This is a genomic window from uncultured Campylobacter sp. (assembly GCF_937997405.1).
Taxonomy (GTDB): domain Bacteria; phylum Campylobacterota; class Campylobacteria; order Campylobacterales; family Campylobacteraceae; genus Campylobacter_B.
The window spans coordinates 59,275-80,765 of record NZ_CALKTL010000086.1 but is presented as its reverse complement, the minus strand read 5'-3'; the positions used below and the strand labels follow the sequence as shown (position 1 = coordinate 80,765).

At 49.6% G+C, this 21,491-nt stretch carries 17 protein-coding genes; 9 read left to right on the top strand and 8 right to left on the bottom strand.

What is annotated here, in order from left to right; translation table 11 throughout:
- Nucleotides 1-6 precede the first annotated feature (6 nt).
- The 3 genes from argS (at nt 7) to Q0372_RS05050 (ending at nt 3,594) form a co-directional block, all read left to right on the top strand.
- Complete coding sequence (gene argS, locus Q0372_RS05060) at nt 7-1,488, top strand: arginine--tRNA ligase (protein ID WP_298103370.1); 1,482 nt, start codon at nt 7-9, stop codon at nt 1,486-1,488.
- A 411-nt stretch (nt 1,489-1,899) separates the two neighbouring features.
- Nucleotides 1,900-2,691 carry a tetratricopeptide repeat protein gene (locus Q0372_RS05055; protein WP_298103364.1) on the top strand — a complete coding sequence of 264 codons (792 nt, stop codon included), beginning with the start codon at nt 1,900-1,902 and terminating at the stop codon, nt 2,689-2,691.
- A 216-nt stretch (nt 2,692-2,907) separates the two neighbouring features.
- Nucleotides 2,908-3,594, top strand: coding sequence for a SapC family protein (locus Q0372_RS05050; RefSeq protein ID WP_298103362.1), 687 nt, complete (start codon nt 2,908-2,910; stop codon nt 3,592-3,594).
- A gap of 991 nt (nt 3,595-4,585) precedes the next feature.
- Here Q0372_RS05050 and pepT read toward each other — a convergent pair.
- Genes pepT through Q0372_RS05025 form a run of 5 tightly spaced genes read right to left on the bottom strand, consistent with a single transcriptional unit; the run spans nt 4,586 to nt 10,468 of the window.
- The gene (pepT, locus tag Q0372_RS05045) at nt 4,586-5,818 is read right to left on the bottom strand and encodes a peptidase T (protein WP_298103360.1); all 1,233 of its coding nucleotides are present in this window, start codon (nt 5,816-5,818) and stop codon (nt 4,586-4,588) included.
- Nucleotides 5,819-5,829: 11 nt separating this feature from the next.
- Nucleotides 5,830-7,182 (bottom strand): C4-dicarboxylate transporter DcuC, encoded by a 1,353-nt coding sequence (dcuC, locus tag Q0372_RS05040; RefSeq protein ID WP_298103358.1) that lies wholly within the window; start codon nt 7,180-7,182, stop codon nt 5,830-5,832.
- An 11-nt stretch (nt 7,183-7,193) separates the two neighbouring features.
- Nucleotides 7,194-7,892, bottom strand: a complete 699-nt coding sequence (pepE, locus tag Q0372_RS05035; RefSeq protein WP_298103356.1) for a dipeptidase PepE — start codon at nt 7,890-7,892, stop codon at nt 7,194-7,196.
- Between the two features lie 10 nt (nt 7,893-7,902).
- On the bottom strand, nt 7,903-9,219 hold the full coding sequence (locus tag Q0372_RS05030) for an amidohydrolase (protein ID WP_298103354.1): 1,317 nt from the start codon (nt 9,217-9,219) through the stop codon (nt 7,903-7,905).
- A gap of 10 nt (nt 9,220-9,229) precedes the next feature.
- A complete protein-coding gene (locus tag Q0372_RS05025) occupies nt 9,230-10,468 on the bottom strand; it encodes a M20 family metallo-hydrolase (RefSeq protein WP_298103352.1) in 1,239 nt (412 codons plus the stop codon).
- Between the two features lie 237 nt (nt 10,469-10,705).
- Between Q0372_RS05025 and Q0372_RS05020 the strand changes: the two genes are divergently transcribed.
- Together Q0372_RS05020 and Q0372_RS05015 are read left to right on the top strand one after the other, a co-directional pair.
- Complete coding sequence (locus Q0372_RS05020; RefSeq protein ID WP_298103350.1) at nt 10,706-11,086, top strand: hypothetical protein; 381 nt, start codon at nt 10,706-10,708, stop codon at nt 11,084-11,086.
- Complete coding sequence (locus Q0372_RS05015) at nt 11,062-11,718, top strand: hypothetical protein (protein ID WP_298103348.1); 657 nt, start codon at nt 11,062-11,064, stop codon at nt 11,716-11,718. Before Q0372_RS05020 ends, Q0372_RS05015 begins: the two co-directional genes overlap by 25 nt.
- A 562-nt stretch (nt 11,719-12,280) precedes the next feature.
- Here Q0372_RS05015 and Q0372_RS05010 read toward each other — a convergent pair.
- The 3 genes from Q0372_RS05010 to Q0372_RS05000 form a co-directional block, all read right to left on the bottom strand.
- Nucleotides 12,281-13,618, bottom strand: coding sequence for an acetyl-CoA carboxylase biotin carboxylase subunit (locus Q0372_RS05010; RefSeq protein WP_298103345.1), 1,338 nt, complete (start codon nt 13,616-13,618; stop codon nt 12,281-12,283).
- A complete protein-coding gene (accB, locus tag Q0372_RS05005; protein WP_298103342.1) occupies nt 13,615-14,073 on the bottom strand; it encodes an acetyl-CoA carboxylase biotin carboxyl carrier protein in 459 nt (152 codons plus the stop codon). Before accB ends, Q0372_RS05010 begins: the two co-directional genes overlap by 4 nt.
- 422 nt (nt 14,074-14,495) lie before the next feature.
- Nucleotides 14,496-15,545, bottom strand: coding sequence for a type II asparaginase (locus tag Q0372_RS05000; RefSeq protein ID WP_298103339.1), 1,050 nt, complete (start codon nt 15,543-15,545; stop codon nt 14,496-14,498).
- 123 nt (nt 15,546-15,668) lie between these two features.
- On the opposite strand from Q0372_RS05000, the gene dcd reads away from it, so the two are divergent.
- Genes dcd through Q0372_RS04980 form a run of 4 tightly spaced genes read left to right on the top strand, consistent with a single transcriptional unit; the run spans nt 15,669 to nt 21,407 of the window.
- Nucleotides 15,669-16,232: a dCTP deaminase gene (dcd, locus tag Q0372_RS04995; protein WP_005871523.1), complete on the top strand. Its 564-nt coding sequence runs from the start codon at nt 15,669-15,671 to the stop codon at nt 16,230-16,232.
- Nucleotides 16,233-16,235: 3 nt separating this feature from the next.
- A complete protein-coding gene (gene topA, locus Q0372_RS04990; RefSeq protein WP_298103336.1) occupies nt 16,236-18,467 on the top strand; it encodes a type I DNA topoisomerase in 2,232 nt (743 codons plus the stop codon).
- Nucleotides 18,464-20,275, top strand: coding sequence for a metallophosphoesterase family protein (locus tag Q0372_RS04985; RefSeq protein ID WP_298103333.1), 1,812 nt, complete (start codon nt 18,464-18,466; stop codon nt 20,273-20,275). The genes topA and Q0372_RS04985 overlap by 4 nt, the downstream gene beginning before the upstream one ends.
- Nucleotides 20,268-21,407 carry a cation:proton antiporter gene (locus tag Q0372_RS04980; RefSeq protein ID WP_298103331.1) on the top strand — a complete coding sequence of 380 codons (1,140 nt, stop codon included), beginning with the start codon at nt 20,268-20,270 and terminating at the stop codon, nt 21,405-21,407. The genes Q0372_RS04985 and Q0372_RS04980 overlap by 8 nt, the downstream gene beginning before the upstream one ends.
- The last annotated feature ends 84 nt before the right edge of the window (nt 21,408-21,491 follow it).

Sequence of the window (21,491 nt, the reverse complement as noted above, 5' to 3'; positions counted from 1 at the left end):
CGTGGAATTTTACCAGTTTCGGAAAAGCTTTGCGCGAGCGAGCCTGCTAGCAAAGGTTGCGCTGCAAATCTAGCTGCGAGCGGCAATGACACCGCTAAATTGCAGAATTCCGACGCTAGGCAAAATTTTATTTCGCAGAATTCCGAAGAGGCGACAAATTCCCTCGCAGCGTCAAATTGCGATGAGGCGCGGAATTCCGCCGCTATACCGCAAAAAATTTTGCTTGAATACATCAGCGCCAATCCGACCGGTCCGCTTCATATCGGGCACGTGCGCGGCGCCGTTTACGGCGATACATTCGCGCGCATCGGAGGCTATCTTGGGCATCGCGTCGATACGGAGTACTACATCAACGACGCGGGCAATCAGATCGAGCTTTTGGGCACTTCGATCGCGCTTCGTGCGCGCGAGCTCGCGGGCGAGGACGTGAGCTACCCCGAGAAATACTATCGCGGCGAGTATATCGATGAGATCATCCCTCTTGCGCGCGCCCAATTCGGCGATGAAATTTTCCGCGACGAATCGCGGATCTTGCAGCTCGCGGAGTTTGCTAAAGATGAAGTGTTAAAGATCATCCAAAAAGATCTCGCAGATGCGGGCATTCACATCCAAAACTGGGCTAGCGAAAAGAGCCTCTACGGCGAGCTTGAGCCAACGATTAGGAAGCTTGAGCGCAGCGGCAAGATGTATGAGGCGGAGGGTAAAATTTGGATCCGCTCATCGCAGCTCGGCGACGAAAAGGATCGCGTCGTCATCCGCGAGGATGCGCGTCCGACCTATCTTGCGGGCGACATCGTCTATCACAACAACAAATTTGAGCGCGGATATGAGCGCTGCATCAACATCTGGGGCGCCGATCACCACGGCTACATCGCGCGTCTAAAGGCTGCCGTGCATTTTCTGGGCTATGACGAAAGCAGGCTCGAGATCATCCTAATGCAGATGGTAAATTTGCTCAAAGACGGGCAGACCTACAAGATGAGCAAGCGCGCGGGCAACGCGATTTTGATGAGCGACGTGCTCGCTGCGATCGGCAGGGACGCGATGCGATTTATCTTCATCAGCAAAAAGGGCGAGACGCCGCTTGAGTTCGACGTGGACGAGCTCGCGCGCGAGGACAGCAGCAATCCGATCTTTTACATCAACTACGCCCACGCGCGGGTCAATCAAATTTTTACTAAAGCGGGCAAGCGCGAGGCGGATGTCCTAGGTGCGGACTTCGGCGCGCTAGATGAAGCGGGGCTCGGTCTAGCTTTTGCGGCGCTTGGCTTGAATGAAATTTTAAACGACGCCTTTAATTCGCGCGGCTTGCAGAAGCTGCCCGATTTCCTAAAGGCGCTCGCGGCGGACTTTCACAAATACTACAACGAAAACCGCGTCGTAGGCAGCGAGAACGAGGATGCGAAGCTCAAGCTGTTCGCGCTCGTAGCGCTTAGTATCCGCACGGCGTTTGCTCTGATGGGCCTAAACGCGAAAGAAAAAATGTAGCCGCATAGGCTACATTTCGCGCCGATATCCCTAAATCCCACGAACGAAATTTATGATTTAAATACAAAGCGAAATTTTACTTAAAATTTATAGCTATGGAATTTTAAAACTAATTCTAAATTTACGGCTCGTAAAATTTTGATTTTTTAAAAATTTCAATTTTAGAATTTTGCGAGCGATTTCGCGGTATTGCTGCGGCGTCGGGCGCGGTTCGTAAAATTTAAAATTTGGCTGCAAATTTACAGCTTGCGGAATTTTGAAATTTTAAAATTTTACGGCGCGGAAGCCCTGGGCAAATTTTAAAGCAGAGTTTTAAGGCGGTAAAATTTCATCCGCAAAATTTACTCGGACGGGATTTGTCTGCAAGACTGCCCCTTAAATCCGCGGCGCATCGCCGTAAAAAGGATAGATATGAGAAAGATCATCGACATAGCGGCGCTTTCGATTGCCGTTTGCGTCTTGGTTATGGTGCTTTTTTTGCCGTCACCAGTTTTATCATTTAAATGCTACCGCGGCGATGGCATGGGCTGCGCGCAGCTGGGGCGCGACAAGCTCTCCAGTGGAGATTACGACGGCGCGAAGCTTGCTCTTGCTAAGGCTTGCGAGGCGGGCGAAAAAGATAGCTGCTTTGATTTGGGAGCCCTATACGACGGCGAGGGTAATGCGACGCAGGCAGGCGTATTCTATGACGCAGCCTGCGATAAAAACGTCGCCGTAGCCTGCCACAAGCTAGGCAACCTATATCAGCGAGGGCGCCTGAGTAGGGACTTCGTTGCTGCCGCGCAGCGCTACGCCAAGGCCTGCGATTTAGGCTATGCCAAGAGCTGCCACAATGCGGGCGTGGTCTATTTCACGGGCGGTTTTGGGCTTGCGGCGGATCCGGTAAAGGCGACGAGCTTTTTCGAGCGAGGCTGTGACGGCGGGCCGAGGGACAGCTGCCATAATGCCGGCGTTGCGTATGATAAAGGCCTCGGCGTGCCGCCGGATCGCGACAAGGCGGTGAAATTCTACACCAAATCCTGTGAAATGGGCTACGGCGATGCTTGTAATAATTTAGGCTATTTGTATCTGAGCGAGGGGGATTTGCGCGGATTTTCCAAGGGACTCGGATGCGTCAAAAAGGGCTGCGACGCGGGCAATAAAAAATCCTGCGAGTTCTACGAGTTACTAAAAGATAAAATTTTAGAGGAGCATGGTGGCTAGTAGCCCAGTACGCGTTTGCCTTTTTCGCAGCGTCTTCGGCAAGCGCTAAAAGCTCGTTTAAATCCATCTGCGCTCCTTTAAATTTAACGGTAATTCTATCAAATTTAAAATTCCAAAGGTTTGAATTTTTGCGAACAAAACAGGCGAAATTTTAAAATCCTTTAGAATTTTAATATTATTTTTTATATAATTGCTAAAATTTTTTAAAGGACCAACATGACCCCAGTCGTATTAGATAGCGTTAAACACGCGGATTTGAAATATCACGCGGATGCATTCCCTACCGCGCCTTTCGTGCCGGTGATCGCGCCGGAGATTCCGTTTTGCGCAGACAACCTCGTTATAGTATTTACTATCGAAAAAGAGCCCAAAATGGTGGCGCTGCTAGGGCGCACCAAAAACGTCCTAATCGATAAGGATTATAAAGGAACGGTACCTTCTTCGGTGCAGAATTATCCGTTTTTCCTAGCTCAAATCGGCGAGCAGACGGCGATCTGCTTCGATGAGGACGCACAGCAAATCAAAGGCGACGGCGAGGCGCTTTTTAAAGACGGTAAGCCGACGCCGTTTTTACAAAATTTAAAAGAGGTGATGAAAAATTACGCCGATTTGGATATGCGCACGCGCGTTGCCGCAGCGGAATTTCAAAAGGCGGGGATTTTAGAAGCCAAGGAGCTCGGCATCAACTCTAGCGGCAAGGAATCGTCTCTGCTGAATGGCTTTTCGGTCGTAAATCGCGAAAAGCTTTTGAAGTTAAGCGATAAAAAGCTTGCGGATTTCGCGCGCCGCGGATATCTGGAGCTAGCGTATTTCCACCTAAAAAGCCTTGCAAATTTTCAGCGCCTAGGCGATAAGATCATGCAGCTTGACCCGCCGATCGTGCCGAAAGAAGCGAAAAAATAGACGTTTTCGCTTCTTGAATAGCTCGAAATTCTTAAAAATTTTATGATTTGACGTCGCGGAATTTAATTCCTAAAAGCAATATTGCGCGAAATTGTCGCAAGTATTTTACGGCGTGAGTTGTTTTTATAAATACCCATTAAGCTTATCTAGTAGCATAAGCTTTAGGGCTTAAATGACTTTATTCGCAGCTAAGATTAAGCGTACTGCGAGCCTGATCGTATAATTTTGCAATAAAATTTTATGGCAAAATTTATCATCCTAACCACGCAGGATTTTACGTCTAACATACTCGATGCTATAAATATTGCATGGAATTTACTTGATTTAAAATTCTTTTTGAGCATATGAATTTATAAATTTCAAGCCTATTTTTTAGGCTTATATTAAGCCTTCAAAATAAAAAAGTATTGCGATGAAATTTTAAACGGAGTGCTTAAATTTAGCCCGCGCGGTTTATAGATAATTCAGCGCAAGCCGCGCATTACGGCAAAATTTTAATTTAAAGAAATTCCGTGCCATTTTTAAGACCCGTTTACGACGCTGTGTCGCCCGAAAAATAGATCTCGCTTGCGCTAAAAACGTCCGCTCTGCATGCTGCGGGGATAAAATTTTGTCGGTCAATACGGCGTGTCTGCTAGCCATCTAAATCGTCGAAATATAAAATTTGCCGCAGCCTAACGCGGCAAGCTGTAAAAATGCGCGGTCGCACCATACGCAAAGAGCATTAAAGACGTGACAATAAGCGGGCCGTAAAGCACGGGGCGCGGCAAAATTTTACAACGCGCCTTTTGTCTAGCCAAGCCGCTTGCTCAGCAGAGCAAAGCAAAATTTCATAGCTGCGCGAAATTCTGCTTAGTAAAATAAAATTTCGCGTTACTAAACAAAATTCCGTCCGCTAGATAAAATTCCGCCGAGCAGAGTAAAATTTCGCGGCGGAATGAATAAGCCAAATTTAAAATCAAATCTGCGCGCGGAGTAGAAAGCGGCCGAGCTAGGCTCGCGCCGCCGCTAGCGTTATGATCTGCTTAACCACCTCGCTCGCCGCTTTTAAAGAGCCTACGGGTAGATACTCGTAGATCGAGTGGAAATTATGCCCGCCGGTGAAGAGGTTCGGGCACGGCAGCCCCTTTGCGGAGATGACGGCGCCGTCGTAGCCGCCTCGCATAGGCTTGATCTTGGGCTCGATATTTAGGCTTTTAAAAGCCTGCTTCGCAAAGCGAATTGCTGGCGCGTCGTCGTTTTTCAAAAAGTTATAGACGTTCTTGTAGCGATCGTTTAGCGAAATTTCGATCCGATCGCCCCAGATTGCGCGAAGCCCGTCCGCAGTTTTTTGCAAAAATTCCATGCGCTGCTCGTATCTTTTCTCGTCAAATTCCCTCACGTCGATCTTTAGGACGGTCTTTGCGCTATTGCCACTAAGCTCCTTGACCCAAAAATAGCCCTCCTTGCCCTCTGTGTATTCGGGCGCCTCGCCTGCGGGCAGCAGCGAGATAAACTTATGCGCCAAAAGCAAGGAATTTACGAGCTTGCCCTTGGCGTTCATCGGATGAGCGGACTGGCCTTTGAAGGTAACGACGCAATCGCCCGCGTTCCAATTCTCGTAGATAAACTCGCCGATGCCGCAGCAATCAAGGCAGTAGCCAAAGTCCGCACCTATCTCGCTTACATCCAGTGCCTTTGCGCCCCGCAAGCCCTGCTCCTCGTCCGGTACGAAGCAGGCGATTATCTCTCCGTGTTTGATCTGTGAATTTTGGACGAAAAATTCCAGCGCATTCACGATCGCGGCGATCGCCGCCTTATCGTCGGCGCCTAGCAAGCTGGTGCCATCCGTTACGATGATCTCATCTCCTTTATAATTTTGCAGCTCCTCATTTTCGCTCTCTTTAAGATAGATCTCTAGCTCTTTATTTAGGCAGATATCGCCGCCTTCGTATCTTACGATCTGAGCCTTGGTATCATTCGTCTGCTCGGCGCTGGTATCAAGATGGGCAAAAAACGCTACTTTCGCAGCGGGCGAGTTTAAATTTGAGGGAATTTTAGCGATTAAAATCGACTTTTCGTTCAGGCTGATATTTTTTATGCCTAGAGCTTCTAGCTCGCCTTTTATGAGGCCTGCTAGCTCAAGCTCCTTGGGGTTTGAGGGCATTATGCCCGCAGCGCCCGCGACTCTATTTGTGGTGGTGTTGATCTTGGTGTAGTTTAAAAACCTCTGCACAATATCCACAAATGAGCCTTTTATAAAATGACAAATGCGATGACGCAGACGGATATAAACATCCCTAGAGCCGTTCTTTTGGCGATCTGAATAGGATTTACCATCGCAAGTCCCGCGCAAACGATGCAAGCGCCCGCGATCGGCGATGCGCTCCTGCCTAGCGCGCCGCTTATCGCAACCGCCATACCGAGCTTATCTTGTTCAAAGCCTAGCGCGTCGGCGTGCACGGTCACGGCGGTGTTAAACGCCATCGACGCCGCATCTCCAGAGCCCGTTACGACGCCCATAAAAAACGGCACGAAGGTTCCGCCGAATTTTACGTAACCCTGCTCGTTTTTAAGCCACTCGATTACGAAATCGATCGCCCCGCACGCGCTAAGACCCGCGACGAAGACGCCTGCTGCGATGATGATACCTATGATCTCGGCATACGCGCTACCCATTCCTTTGAAAAATTCCTTCGTAATTTTTTGAGGATCGGTTAGAGTAACGGCGATGGTGAGGATAGCGCCCAGCAGCATCGCTTCGGCGACGCCCATCTTCGTCCATTTTAAAAAAGAGACCTGATTTAGGCTCGTGCCGCCGATTACTAAGATCACTAGCGGTACTAGCGGCATAAGCGCGTATAAGACGTTTATCTTTTGAGGCTGCGCGTCTAAATTTGAACCGTCGGCAGATGCGGCGGAGCTTGCGCCGTCTGCACCTGCGGAATTTTCTCTTTGCGCTAGATAATTCACCCCCTTGGTGTAGTCTTTGCAAACTATCGCCGTTATACTCATTACGATCAAAACCACGATCAAAGCGGTAATCGCGCTGGAAAACTGCACCCCGATGACGTCTTGAACCGTGTAGGATGGATTGTGCGCCTTTACCATATCGGCGACAAATACGTTGTGCGCCGAGCCCGGGCTTAAAACGCTACCAAAAGTTCCCGCAAATACCGCAGCTCCCGCCATCTCCGGTTTAACGCCCGCAGCCATCATCACGGGGATCAGCGTAGCGCCTACCGCAGCCGAGCAGCCCGCAGCGGAGGGAATAGCGATATTGATAAAATATGTAAGCGCCACGACGATAGGGATTAATAAAAATCCGATATTGCCAAGAGGTCTGGTTAGTAAATTTACGAGCGCGCGGTCGCAGCCGGTAAATTTCATCACGAAGGCAAAACCCATACTGGCGCAGATCGCCTTAATAAGACCTGCTTTAGTCATATACGAGGTAAAAGCACCCAGCCCGTCCAGCGGCTTTAGACAAAGCACGCACAGCACCAAACCCACGCCGATAAGCACGGTTTTAGTATCCTTTTTAATGATCAGTAAAGCGACGACTGCGACGATACCCGCAAGCGCCAAAAATAGCCTAAACGTCTGCATGATAACTCCTTTTAAATTTTAAATTTACTTCCCACGGCGATGCGCGAGATCTCTTTTTTGTACTCGAATTTCAGCACGTCCGCATGCCCTATCACCTCGCACTCGTTTCCGTTTATCAAAAACGCGCTACCCTCGGGCATAGCATAGACGCTGTCGTTTTGATTGACGATCAAAAACTCCTCCAGCCGCTCCTCCCTACTCTCGCCGTTGTGGTTTGAAATTTTACCGCTTATGAAGTGCGGATTGATCTGATACGGAAAGATCCCCAGAGCTACCGGCGAAGGCGGGAAGACGATCGGCATGTCGTTGGTGGTCATCATCGTCTTGCCCGCGATGTTTGCGCCCGCAGACCAGCCGAAATACGGCGTGCCGCCGTCCACCGCCTCTTTAATCGCGCCTAAAAGATCAAATTTATAAAGCTCGTTTAGCAGCACGAAGGTATTGCCGCCGCCGATGCAGATCGATTTGGCATTTTTAACGGCGGCTTTCATATCGGCGAATCGGTGGATCGATCTGATATTGTTGCTCTCCAAGCAGTCTGCGACCTTCTGCTCATATTGCTCGTTTGTGCGCCTAACGCCCGCAAACGGAATGAATAAAATTTCATCCTCCCAAAGACCTCCTAAAAATTCCTTGATCCACCCCTTGCAGTGGTTCAGATAGCCGCTGTCTTTGTAACTGGAAGCGCTTAGAAGTAGTGCTCTTTTCATCTCATCTCCTTTAAACTTTGCCGTTTAGCTTATACGCGCAGCGCAGATACACGTCCACCCCCGCAAGCAACGAGTCCTCGTCGAAGTCGAATTTGGCGTTGTGATGTCCCGCCGCAAGCGTCGTGCCGATCATCAAGTATCCGCTTTTGCCGCCCGCATCTTGTACCGAGCGCATAAAATGCGCGAAGTCCTCACATGCACCAAAACTTAGCTCCCTTACGATTTTATCATCGTCGATAAACGGCGATGCCTTCGCCGCATCCTCGTAAAGCTGCGTGCTATCCTCATCGCTATCGCCGCCTGCGGTACCGCCCGTAATCTGCACGTCGTAGCTGACGCCGTAAATTTTAGAAACGCCCTCCACTATGTCCATGCATTTGGCCTTCATAAACTCATTCAGTTCCGTGCTCTCGCCGCGCGTCTCGCACGCGAGATAGCCGTTGGGCGCGATGACGTTGCGCCCTTCGCCCGCGCGCAGCACTCCGACGTTGATACGCGTGACGCCGTCTGCGTGTCTAGTGATGCCGTGCATATCAAGCGCCATCTCGGCTGCGGCGAGCAGAGCATTGGCTCCGTTTTGCGGCGCGCCCGCGGCGTGAGCGGACTTACCTTTTAAGCTTACGTCAAATTTAGTGGTCGCAAGCAGCTTTTTGGTACCGCAGATGATGCCTCTCATAGTAGTCGCCTGAAAGCCGATATGACCGCCCAGTAGATAATCCACGCCCTTGGTGACGCCCGCAGCCTCCATACCCACGGCGCCTCTGGTACCCTCCTCGGCGGTTTGAAAGATAAATCTAAATTTACCGCTAAAATCGTCTAGGCTCTGCGCGATGAGCTTTGCCAGAGCAAGCCCCATCGTGATATGCCCGTCGTGCCCGCACGCATGCGTGATGCCGCTAATGTCGGAGCGAAAGCCCTCCTTAAAAGGGCGGTGATCCGCGTCCGTGCTCTCGGTCACGTCCACGCCGTCTATATCAAATCTAAAAGCGACCGTCTTGCCCGCGCGCCCAGTGTCTATTTCGGCCACGAGACCCGTTAGCCCATCCTCCATCGCATCAAGAAATTTTATCTGATCTGCGTTTAGCAACTCTTTGGCGCGCTGCTTCGCCTTCTCGCAGGCATCCTTACTGCCTACGCCCTGCCTCGCTTCGGCCTTTACTACCTCGCGGCCGAGCTTTATCTCATAGCCCAAGCGTTGCATACGATCTGCGATAACCGCGGTCGTAAAAAAGGTAAACCAGCCCGTCTCGGGATGCGAGTGAAAAAACCTGCGATCCCCGATCATCTCGCCCTTGAGCGCCTCTACTTTTTGTGCGATAGCATCCATCTTCTCTCCTTTATTCTTTGGCTAAGTTTAACATCGCCGCGGCTAAAACCTTCGTAGCAGCAAACGCGTCGTGCCAGTTTATACTTTCATTTACGTTGTGGCTGATGCCGTCCTTGCACGGCACGAAAAGCATCCCAACGCGATCCGCAAGCTCCGTCATATTCATCGCGTCGTGTCCCGCGCCGCTAGGAAGCCTCAGGCTTGGAATTTTAAGCTCGCCGGCGCAGCCCTCAAGCAGAGCTATCATCTCCTCGCTTAGCTTTACGGGGCGATCCTTGATGAGATTTTTTAGTTCAAATCTGCACCCTCGGCGAGCGCAAATTTCATCTATCGCAGCGCAAATTTTATCATCCGCCGCCCTAAGCGCATCCTCGTCTATATCGCGTATATCAAGACCTAGCGTGCAGGAGCCGGGGATCACATTTAGCACGCCGGGTAGCGCGTTTGCATAGCCCGTCGTCGCGACCGTGGTTTTGCCCTCCTTTGCGATCCTCTCCGCGCTTAAAACGATCTCGCTAGCACAAGCTAGGGCGTCGCAGCGCATATCCATCGGCGTAGCGCCGCTGTGATCGGCTCTGCCCTCGATCCGCAGCTCGTATCGCACGGGCGCGGCGATACCCGTGACGATGCCCACGGGGATGCCGCGTCGCTGCAATACCGGCCCCTGCTCGATATGAAGCTCGATGTAGCTATGAAAGCTGGATTTGGGCAGGACGCAGCTTTTTAAATTTGTGGGATTTAGCCCGAAATCCTGCATGGCATCAAATAGCGAAATTCCGTCTTTATCCTTTAGCTCGTCTAGCCGCTGCCGTGAGAGCTTGCCGCTAATTATCTTGCTGCCTACGGTAGCCATTTTAAAGCGGCTCGACTCCTCGCAAACAAAGACGATGAGCTCCAGCGGGCGCGCAAGCTCCTCGCCGCTATCTTGCACCGTGCGGATCGCCTCTAAAGCGGCCATGACGCCTAGCGTGCCGTCGTAAAAGCCGCCCTGCGGCACGCTATCGATATGCGAGCCAGCACTTACGGACGGCAGATCGGGATTTTTAACGTCAATAAATTTAGCGAAAATATTGCCCGCATCGTCGATTTTGATCTTGAAATTTTCTTTTTGAAGTAGCGATATGAGGAAGTCGCGCGCCGCTTTATCCTCGCGCGAAAACGCAAGCCGCGTAAGCCCGCCGCCCGCCAAAGCCCCAAAGCGGCTTATCTGCTCAAACTCGCTTTTAAGGCGCCGTGTGTTTATGTCCATAAATTCCCCTTTTCTTAAAAAATTTATGAGTACGGCATTTTAATATCAAATTTATATAACAAAGCTGAAATTTGCCTATCGCGGCGGCAAATAGGGCGCTAAAACGGTACGCTAGCAGAGCTGTTTTAAAATAACGTTTAAATTTCATTTTGCCTTTTGGGCTTTAAAATCGCGACGCGCCCGCTTAACTTCAGACTAAACGGATATAATTATCGCAAAATTTAATGAGGAGCAAGGATGGAACGGGGCTCGCTAGAGGGGCTTTATGAAAAGCTAAATGGGCTTAAAAGCGTAATAGATAAGGAGGGGCGTCTGTTTGACGCGATAAGAGACGCCGTAGAAGCGGAAAATTTTGCATTTGCCACTCAAATTTGTGATTTTATAGTGAATGATGAAATTGGAAAATTCGGTGCGTTTTTAAGAATGAAGGCGCTAATGTGGCTCACAGACTATATCGCAAAAAATTTGGAAAAGAAGGAATATTCGAATTTTGTCTGCTTCGTGGACTGCCTATGGAAATTTAGATGGATAGCTCCAGGCGCCGCTAAAAGCTCTATGATAGAAAAAGAGTTTATAGACGAGATGAAGAGACGATGCTGTTTTACTACGAGAGCATAGAAGGGCTCTCGTTATCACGCTATTACAAGGCTTTGACGAATCAAAACATTGACATGGGCGAGTCTAAAGAGGCGAAAGCAAACTACAAGATGTGGAAAAAGCTAGCCAAAGACGATATGGACGGCTGCGAGGCGTGCGAAGCAAGCGATGAGATCGCGTATTTAAATTTTACAGGCGAGTATGAGGCGGCACTGGAGTTAGCTACGCCTATAATCTCGGGCGAGCTAGGTTGTATCAAAGTACCATACACAACCTACGCGCCGATCTTATTTAGTATGGTAGCGCTGGGTAGGATAGAGGAAGCGACGGCTTTGCTACCAAAGGCCGCTGCAATGATCGAGTCAGATCCTCGCTTCATAAATCAGATCGCACCGCTAATCGAGATCGCTGTTAGGCTAGGAGAGCACGAAACAGCACTAAGCTTGGCGCGTAAGCATTCACACGCTATACTCGATAGCAACGATGATTTGAATTATTTAAAATTGCTTATCCCCATTGTCGCATTTGGAGATGAAAATACTTATAAAATGGCTTTAGAAATAGCAGGTAAATTTGACGCTAGAAATCAAAACTTCTATTACGCTGATTATCTAAATAAATTTTACGAGGAATTTTCAGGGCTTGAAATTTGACGGTTTAAAGACCTAGCACGCTTTGCCCGCAAAGCAGGTAACCATTTCTCAAGCGCGTGCAGCGAGATAGTTTAAAATTTGCAGCTCGATACTACTTCGCGCTCGCAGCGGCGAGCGTGGTCAAGTTTGCACCGAACGGACGTTGGCGGCGCGCGGTAAATTTTAGCCGCTTACTCGCGTACATCGATAGCCGATTGCCGAGAAATGATGATAGAGCGCATGCATGGCATTAAATTTTAACTAGCTTGGTGCATATGAAAGCGAATATTTGCGGTGGCAATACACACATTCTAAATTTAAATCGTCGCGGAACGTAAAATTTAAACCAAGTCCAGCATTAATCTCGCTGTAAAACATATAAGCTACAACAATAGCGTATCTCGCGCATCTTCACCTAAATTTGACGGCAAATTTAATAGCAAAATTTAAAGCATGGAGCGACGGGATTTTAAAACAAAATTTCAAGTAGCTTTTTAAATGAAAAATTTAAAGCGGAATTTTAAATGCAGAATTTCAAATAAATTTTAAAATTCCAAGAGTATCATCCCTTGGAATTTTAAATTTAATGCTTGGCTAGGTAATTTGTGTCGTAGTTATTATCCACGAAATCAGGGTTATTCATCATCCTAAGATGAAAATCGCGCGTCGATTTTATACCGCCTATGATGAGCTCATCTAGCGCGACTTTCATCTTCGCAATCGCACGCGCGCGGTCCTTGTCGTAAACGATGAGCTTGCCGATCATGCTGTCGTAGTAAGGCGGCACCGAGTAGCCCTCATAGACGTGGCTGTCCATACGGACGTTTCTGCCGCCCGGAGCAACGTATTTTGTGATTTTGCCCGGGTTTGGCATAAAGCTTTTAGAGTCCTCGGCGGTGATGCGGCACTCAAGCGCATGCCCGCTAAATTTTATCTCGCTTTGAGGCAGCAGCTTCTCGCCCTGCGCGATACGGATCATCCACTCGATCAGATCGAGCCCGCTTCGCATCTCGCTTACGGTGTGTTCGACCTGCAGGCGGGTATTCATCTCGATGAAATAGAATTTCTTGTCCTTGCTATCGTATAAAAACTCAAACGTTCCCGCGCTTGCGTATCCGATCGCCTTAGCGGCGCGAACCGCCGTTTCGTGCAGGCTCTTTCGTGTCGGCTCGTCCAAGATCACGGCCGGGCTCTCTTCGATCAGCTTTTGATGGCGGCGCTGCATCGAGCAGTCGCGCTCGCCGATATGTACGACGTGTCCGTGCTCGTCGCCTAAGACCTGAACCTCGATGTGGCGGGGGTTTGTGATATATTTTTCCATATACATCGTGCCGTCGCCGAACGCGCTCATCGCTTCGCTCTCTGCCGACCAAAAGAGCTTTTCGATATCCTCTTCGCGCTCGACCACGCGCATTCCGCGCCCACCACCACCGGCTGCGGCTTTAATGATGACCGGATAGCCGATTTCGGCGGCTAGCTTGCGTGCCTCTTCGACGCTTGCGATCGCGCCGTCGCTGCCCGGCACTACGGGGATTCCTGCGCGCATCATCACTTGCTTAGCCTTGCTCTTATCGCTCATTAAAGTCATTACCTCGACGCTCGGACCGATAAATTTAATGCCGTGCTTAGCGCAAATTTCGACGAAATTTTGGCTTTCACTTAAAAAGCCGTATCCCGGAAATATCGCGTCGGCTTCCGTTAGCTCACACGCTGTGATGATTGCGGGGATATTTAGATAACTATCGCTACTGCGCGGTCCGCCTATGCAGACCGACGCGTCGGCGTATTTGACGTAAAGCGCGTCCTGATCAGCGGTAGAGTGCACGATGATGGCTTGCTTGCCCATCTCTTGGATCGTGCGAAGCGCTCTAAGCGCTATTTCGCCGCGATTTGCGATTAGAATTTTCTTAAGCTCCCTCATAGCTTCTCGACCTCAAACAGCGCCATAGCGTATTCGACGGGCTGTCCATCTTCGACGAGAGCTTTTTTGATGCGGCAGTCGAATTCCGCCTCGATCTCGTTCATAATCTTCATTGCTTCGATGATGCCGATTGTATCGCCCTTATGCACGACCTGACCTACGCTCACGAACTCTGCCGCACCAGGGCTCGGCGCCTTATAAAAAGTGCCTACCATCGGGCTGTCGATCGTATCCATCGCGCTTTTTGTGGCGGGCTTATCGCCCACGAGCACATTTACTGCAGGCGTAGCAAGCTGCGGAGCGGGTGCGGGTGCGGCAAGCTGAGACGTGCTCCCGCCGCATGGACCATATTTTTTTATCTCGATTTCAAAATCCTTATCTTTAATTTTTAGCTCGTTAATGCCTTGCTTCTCGCCGAAAAAGTCCATTAACTCTTTGATTTCTGCTTTTGTCATAAATTTCTCCTGAAAAAATTTGCGAAATTTTAGCTAAATTTTTATAATTGTTTCTTTAAATGGATTTTTGCGGGACTTTTAAGAAGTGCAAAGCGAAATTTACGACAGAATTTGCGGACTGATTTTAAGGATTTATAGGTTGCAATTTGCCTAGCCTATTTAAGGCTCGGGCTTTACGGGCAAAGCACGAAATTTTGCCGCAAGAGCGCAGGATGATTTTAAATCCTTTAAAAATTTAACGCTTAATTTTACGACCGAAATTCTACGCCTAGGCTTAGAGCGCGAAAATTCCGCACTTTGCTTTAAAATTCCACCTTCGGGCTCGTATCAAAATCCTGCGCCTTACTTTTCTTTAAAATTTTATGCCGAAATTTTATTTTAAACCCCCGCGCCGAGATTCTATCCGCACGGAATTTCGCGCTTTAATGTGTCGCAAAAAAGCTCTGAATTTTCGCTTTATCGCTCGTTTTGCTAAGAGCCAACATCAGCAGCACGCGCGCCTTTTGCGGATTTAGATTATCGGCGGTTAAAAAACCGAGCTTAGCGTCGTCCACCTCTGAGCCTACGCTAGTTGAGCCGCTGCCCGTGCGGTTTGAGCGCACGACTATCACGTCCGCTTCGCTAGCTTTTGCAAGCGCAGCCTCCGTATCGGGGTATAAATTTCCGTTTCCCATGCCGGCGACTACGATGCCCTTAGCGCCCTTTTGTACGGCAGTCTCTACGAAATCGCTCACGTCCTGCGGATGCGCGTAAATAATATCGACGCGCGGCAGAACCTTAATATCTTTGATATTAAAATCGCTGCTTATGGTGTGTTTGCGAAGCGGTGCCATATAGAAATTTACGACTCCGTAATTCACGGTGCCGATTTTGCCGGAATTCGGCGAGGCAAAAGCCGCAACATTAGTAGTATTTGTTTTCGTAACCTCGCGCGCAGCATGAATCTCGTCGTTCATCACTACAAGAGCGCCCTTTTCGCGAGCGTTTTTATCTGTCGCAACGCTTACGGCGTTAAAGATATTTAAAGGGCCGTCCGCACTCATAGAATCAGCGTTTCGCATCGCCCCCACCAAAACGATCGGTTTTTTGGATTTTACTACCAGGCTTAAAAAATACGCCGTCTCCTCCATCGTATCGGTTCCATGCACGATGACGACGCCGTCTACGTCGTTTTTAGTAAGCAGTTCGCTTACGCGGTTTGCAAGCTTGAGCCAAATTTCATCATCCATCTCCTGCGAGCCGATATTTGAAATTTGTTCGCTTTTAATCGTAGCTAAATCCCCCAGTTGCGGCACTGCCGCTAAGATATCTTCTACGCCCTTTGAACCTGCGGTATAGTTGCCCTCCGTGGCACTTGCGCTGCTTCCCGCGATCGTACCGCCGGTAGCTAAAATATAAATATTTGGCTTCGCAGCAGCCAAAGATGACGCGATAAAAAACGTAATAAACGCAAATTTCTTGAGTAGTCCCATAGTTGCTCCTTAAAAAGTGATAAAATTTTTATAATTTAAGCAAAATTCTAGCATAAAATTTTTATTATATTTTATTTTGCTGCTATAATGCGCGAAAAATTTTGATTATTTTAAGGAAATTTTATGGGACTGAAAAGCGATAAATGGATCAGACAGATGTCGCAGCAGCACGATATGATAGCGCCTTTTTGCGAGGAAAATATCGGCCGCGGCGTCGTTAGCTACGGACTTTCGAGCTATGGATACGACATACGCGTAGCGCGCGAATTTAAAATTTTTACAAACGTCGGCGGAACGGTCGTCGATCCTAAAAATTTCGACGCAAAAAACGTCGTGGATTTTGAGGGCGATGTCTGCATCGTGCCGCCTAATTCCTTCGCGCTAGCGCGCACCATCGAATACTTCAAAATGCCGCGCGACGTGCTTGCGATCTGCCTCGGTAAAAGCACCTACGCGCGCTGCGGCATCATCGTAAACGTAACGCCCTTTGAGCCGGGCTTTGAAGGGCACATCACGATTGAAATTTCCAACACCACGCCGCTGCCTGCAAAAATTTACGCGAACGAAGGCATCGCGCAGGTTTTGTTTCTGCAAGGAGATGAGCCGTGCGAGGTGAGCTACTGCGACAAAAAGGGCAAATACCAAAGCCAAAAGGGCATCACGCTGCCTAGAATTCTGAAGGATTAAACAATGAAAAATTTAATCATCGTAGAATCTCCCGCAAAAGCCAAAACGATCAAAAATTTCTTAGGCGACAATTACGACGTAATCGCGTCTAAAGGCCATATCCGCGATCTGCCGCAGAAAAAATTCGGCATTAAAATCAAAGATAAAAGCTTCGAGCCCGAATATGAAATCAGCGCCGATCACGATCAGATCGTAAAGCAGATAAAGACGCTCGCCAAAAAGGCGGATCAAATTTACCTCGCGACGGACGAGGACCGCGAGGGCGAGGCGATCGCCTATCATATCGCCGCTTCGATCGGCAAGCAGGCGCAGGAGTTGCCGCGCATCGTGTTTCATGAGATCACCAAAAGCGCGATCTCAAACGCGCTAAGTTCGCCGCGCAAGCTCAATATCGCAAGCGTAAACGCTCAACAAGCGCGCCGCCTGCTCGATCGCATCGTGGGCTACAAGCTAAGTCCGCTTTTAAATTTAAAGATCCAGCGCGGCTTAAGCGCGGGTCGCGTCCAAAGCGCCGCGCTTAAGATTGTCGTCGATCGCGAGCGCGAAATTTTAAATTTCAAGCCGGTAGAATTCCACAGCATCGACGCGGTTTTTAAGAAGGACTTGGAAGCCGAGCTCGTAGAATTTCGCGGCAAAAAGATGGAAAAGCTCTCGGTCAAAAACGCGGCGCAGGCTAGCGAGATCGTCCTGACGCTGCAAAAAGACAAATTTAGCGTAGATAGTATCGAGAGCAAATCGCGCAAAACGAACCCCTATCCGCCGTTTATGACCTCGACGCTACAACAGGCGGCAAGTACGGCTCTGGGCTTTAATCCGCGCAAGACGATGAGCCTCGCGCAGAGCCTTTACGAAGGCGTCAATACCAAAAACGGCGGCGCGATCACCTATATGCGAACCGACTCGCTAAATATCGCCAAAGAAGCGATCGCGGCGGCTCGAGAGCTGATCGGCGAGCGCTTCGGCGAAAAGTATCTGCCGAAAAGCGCGAATTTATACGCCACCAAAAGCAAAGGCGCGCAGGAAGCGCACGAAGCGATAAGACCTACCGATCTGAAGCTTACCCCCGAGCTCGCGCAAAAAATCCTGCCTCGCGACGAATACCGCCTTTACGCGCTCATCTACAACCGCTTCGTAGCCTCGCAGATGAGCCCTAGCGTCTCGCAGATCCAAACGATCATCGTACGCGGCGAAGCGGGCGCATTTAAGATCAGCGGGCGCAAGGTGGAATTTGACGGATTTTACAAGGCTTACGGCGATCTGGATAAGGATAAAATTTTACCGAGCCTTAGCGCGGGCGACGCGATGAGCCTGCAAAGCCTAAGCTCGCAGCAGCATTTCACCGAGCCGCCGGCGCGCTATTCGGAAGCGAGCCTCATCAAAAAGCTCGAAAGCCTAGGCATCGGCAGGCCCTCGACCTATGCGCCTACCATCTCGCTGCTTACGGCGCGCAACTACGTAAATATCGAGCAAAAGCACCTGGTACCGAGCGAGATCGCCTTTAAGATCACCGAGATGCTGGAGCAAAATTTTAAAAATATCGTCGATAGCGAGTTTACCTCCAAAATGGAGGAAAAACTCGACGATATCGCCGAAAACAAAGCGGACTGGCAGCAAATTTTGGCGGATTTCTATTATCCTTTTATGGACGAGATCGCCAAAGGAAAAACGTCGATCGCAAGTCAAAAGCTAGCCGAAAAGATCGGCGAAGCATGCCCGAACTGTGGCGGCGAGCTACTTAAGCGCCAGGGTAGATTCGGCGAGTTTATCGCTTGCTCGAACTATCCAAAGTGCAAATATTCACGCAACGCAGACGCCAGCGCCGAGGGGGCGAGCGAGGAGAAAGCGGCGCCCGAGGTGCTAGATGAAAAATGCCCGCAGTGCGGTAAAAATTTGATCAAGCGCAAGGGCAGATACGGTGAGTTTATCGCTTGCGAGGGCTATCCGAAGTGCAAATACTCGCGTAAAATCGAGGGCGCGGCGAAGGAGAAAAAACCACTCGTCTCCACGGGCGTTAAGTGCCCGAGCTGCGGCACCGGCGAGATCGTCGAGCGCTTCTCCAGACGCGGCAAATTCTACGGCTGCACGAACTACCCAAAGTGCGGCTTTGTGAGCAACTATGCGCCGATTGCGCGCGCGTGCCCGCAGTGCGGCAACTCATACATGCTTCGCAAAGAGCTAAAAAAAGGCAACTTCGCCGAGTGTCCGCAGTGCAAGCTTAAAGAAGAGATCGATTGATAATAGGCGTCATTTCGGACTCTCATCGCGAAACAAAGGTCGCTGCAAGCGCTATAGAGTGGCTGCTCGCGCGCGGAGCGGATCTGCTCGTGCACGCAGAGGGCATCGTCGAGAGCGAGACGCTGCAACTTTTGCGACAAAGCGGCAAGCCCTACTTCGCGGTTTTAGGCAACAACGACGAGGCGCTTACGGAGCTAAAAAACGACTTCAGCCTGCGGGGTGAGCCCTTCTGCACGGAGTTTGCCGGGCTGCGACTAAAAATAATGCACCATCCGTTTTATCTCTTTGACGAGGAGTCCGCGACGCAAAATGAAGCAGACGGATTAAATTTAAACGCGGATTTAGATGCAGGTACGGATCGCGCGGTAGATTCTCGCAGAAATTCCGGCGCGAGCCTAGCTAAAAATTTAAGCTTAAGCGACGAAGCAAATCGCAGCGCAAATTTAGGCTCAAACTGCAGAGCAGATCGCGGGGAAATTTTAGTTGCAAATTCTAAAGTAGCGGATCACGTAATAAATTTAACCGCACTGAGCGTGAGCTTAAATTTGACTGTAAGTTCAGGCTCGGACGCAAACGACGAAGGCAAAAATTCCGTCCGAAATTCTAAATCAAATTTCTCCGCCGCAGATTTAGACATAAACCCGTACTCGGGCGCTACGCGAAATTCTACGCCGATACGAGTCGCAAGCGGCGTAGAATATCAAAGCCCCGTCACAAAAATAGGGGCTGTAAATCCCGTCGTAGATAAAAATTACCTGACAGCGGCGTATCGAGGCTTTATTACGATAGGCTCGAGCTACGACGCACAAAATTTTACCCTTTATTGCGGCAAAAATTCCGACCGAAACCAAAGCGAAAATTCTGCGCCCGCAATCCTTAATCAAATCTCAGGCGCTCTTATCTCGAGCAAAAATTTCTCTCCGAGCTTCGCCGCACCCAATCTAAAATCTACGCTACGCAGCAGTAAGAATTCTATCCAAAATCTCAACGGGAATTCCGTTCAAAATTCTAATTCCGCAGCTCAAGCCACGCAGGATTTAAACTTTGCGGCGGCATATCAAAGCTCTATCCTCACGGCACCGAGCGCAAAATCCGCTTCGCTCCCAAATTCCGTGCTGCCTCAGAATTTTACCTCCTCGCAAAACTCTGCCTCATCGCAAAATTTCGTCCTACCGCCAAACTCCGCGAGAGAGGGCTGCAAAACGCCACTCAGATATATTAAAATTTACGATCGCACCAGTTTTTTCGTTGCGGTAGCGGAGCACTATGTCACATCGATAGATTACCGACGATATGGCAACGGCGAATCAAAAGGACTTACCGATAAGTGGGGTATATCAAAAAACGGCATATCGGCGAATGGTCGCAGCGCAACGACAGATTGCCACAGCACACCGGCGCACCAAAACACCGCGGCGATGGATTGGTGCGACGTATCGATAGATAAAAACGCTACGGCGGCATATCGGCAAAATTACGCAGCGGTGGGTTATTGCCACATGGCAGTGAATCAAAACACTTTAGCGGCGCAAAATTTAAATTTACGGCACGCTCGTGCTAAATCCTGGCGAGATTTGCGGACGCAAAAAGCGGCTTTTCGAGTTTGCTTACGTCGTGGCGCAAGAGCAAAAATTGCGTGCATCTCGTCTCCGTTCGCAGCGCAAAGAACTATAAAGCGACTGAAAGGAAGTCTTGAAATGATACGAAAAGCCCCTGAGCAACCAGAGAAAATGCTAGAAAGATACGAAAAAATTCTAAAACAGCGTGGGAAAAATATAAAAGGGTGCGAGGCCAAAGCGTATGAATGAAATTTACGTCCTAATCGCGCTATCCTTTTTGATCTTTGCTTCGCCCTTTTTGGCCAGCTTAGCTAGAATTCCGCTCTCGCCTATGGAGATCATGCTTGGCATCATAGCCGCAAATTTAGGGCTTTTGCCTCCAAGCGCGACCTTCGATCTGGCCGCTCAGATCGGCTTTTGCTACCTTATGTTTTTGGCGGGCTGCGAGGTGGATTTCCGCGCGCTGCTTGCGATGCCGCGCAAAATTTTGCGGCTAATCCTAATCTTTTTGGCGCTGCTTTATATCCTAAGCGCGCTTGCGGTTTGGGTGTTTGAACTGCCGCAGATGCTTATCATAGCAGCACCCCTGATGAGCGTCGGGCTACTTTCGGCGCTGTATAAGGAATACGGCAAGGATCAAGCGTGGCTCAATCTCGCAATGCCCGCGGGCGTGATCGGCGAGCTCATCAGCATCGCCGTCCTCACAGTGGGCGGCATCTACCTTAAAAACGGCTTCGGCGTCGAGATGGCGCTTCACATCGGCGCGCTTTTGGGCTTTTCGGTCGCCGCTCTAGCGGTTTTTAAGGGGCTTGAAATTCTATTTTGGTGGTTCCCCGCGCTAAAAACGGTCATCATGCCCAAATACGACAAAAACGAAAAGGACGTGCGATTTGCGATGGCGCTGTTTTGCCTCATCTGCGCGGGGGTGATGCTTTTGGGGCTTGAGGTCGTCATCGGCGCCTTCATCGCAGGCACCTTTCTGCCGACCTTTTTCTCGCACAAGGACGACCTCATCGAAAAGCTATCGTCGTTCGGCTTCGGCTTTTTGGTGCCGATATTTTTCATACACACCGGAGCCGTGATCAAGCTAGAAGCGCTCCTTATGCCCGGAGTGATGAGCTTTGCCGTAAGCCTAGCGGCGCTGATGTTTGGCATCAGACTGCTTGCGAGCGCTACGTTTTTAAGCACCCTGGGGCGCAAAGGCGCGGTGCTTTTCGCGCTATCACTATCTATGCCGCTAACCCTCGTCATCGCCACGGCGACGCTTTTTTACTCCACCGCCGCGATCTCGCAAGAGATATACTTCGCGATGATCATCGCCTCGCTCATAGAGGCGCTCGCGTCGATGATTTTGATAAATTTGATTTACAAGAAATTTTAGGGCGGGAATTTTGAAATTATAGAATTTCAAAATTCCGCGAAATTCTAGAATTTTATGAAATTTGGTTTTATGCAGGATTAAGAT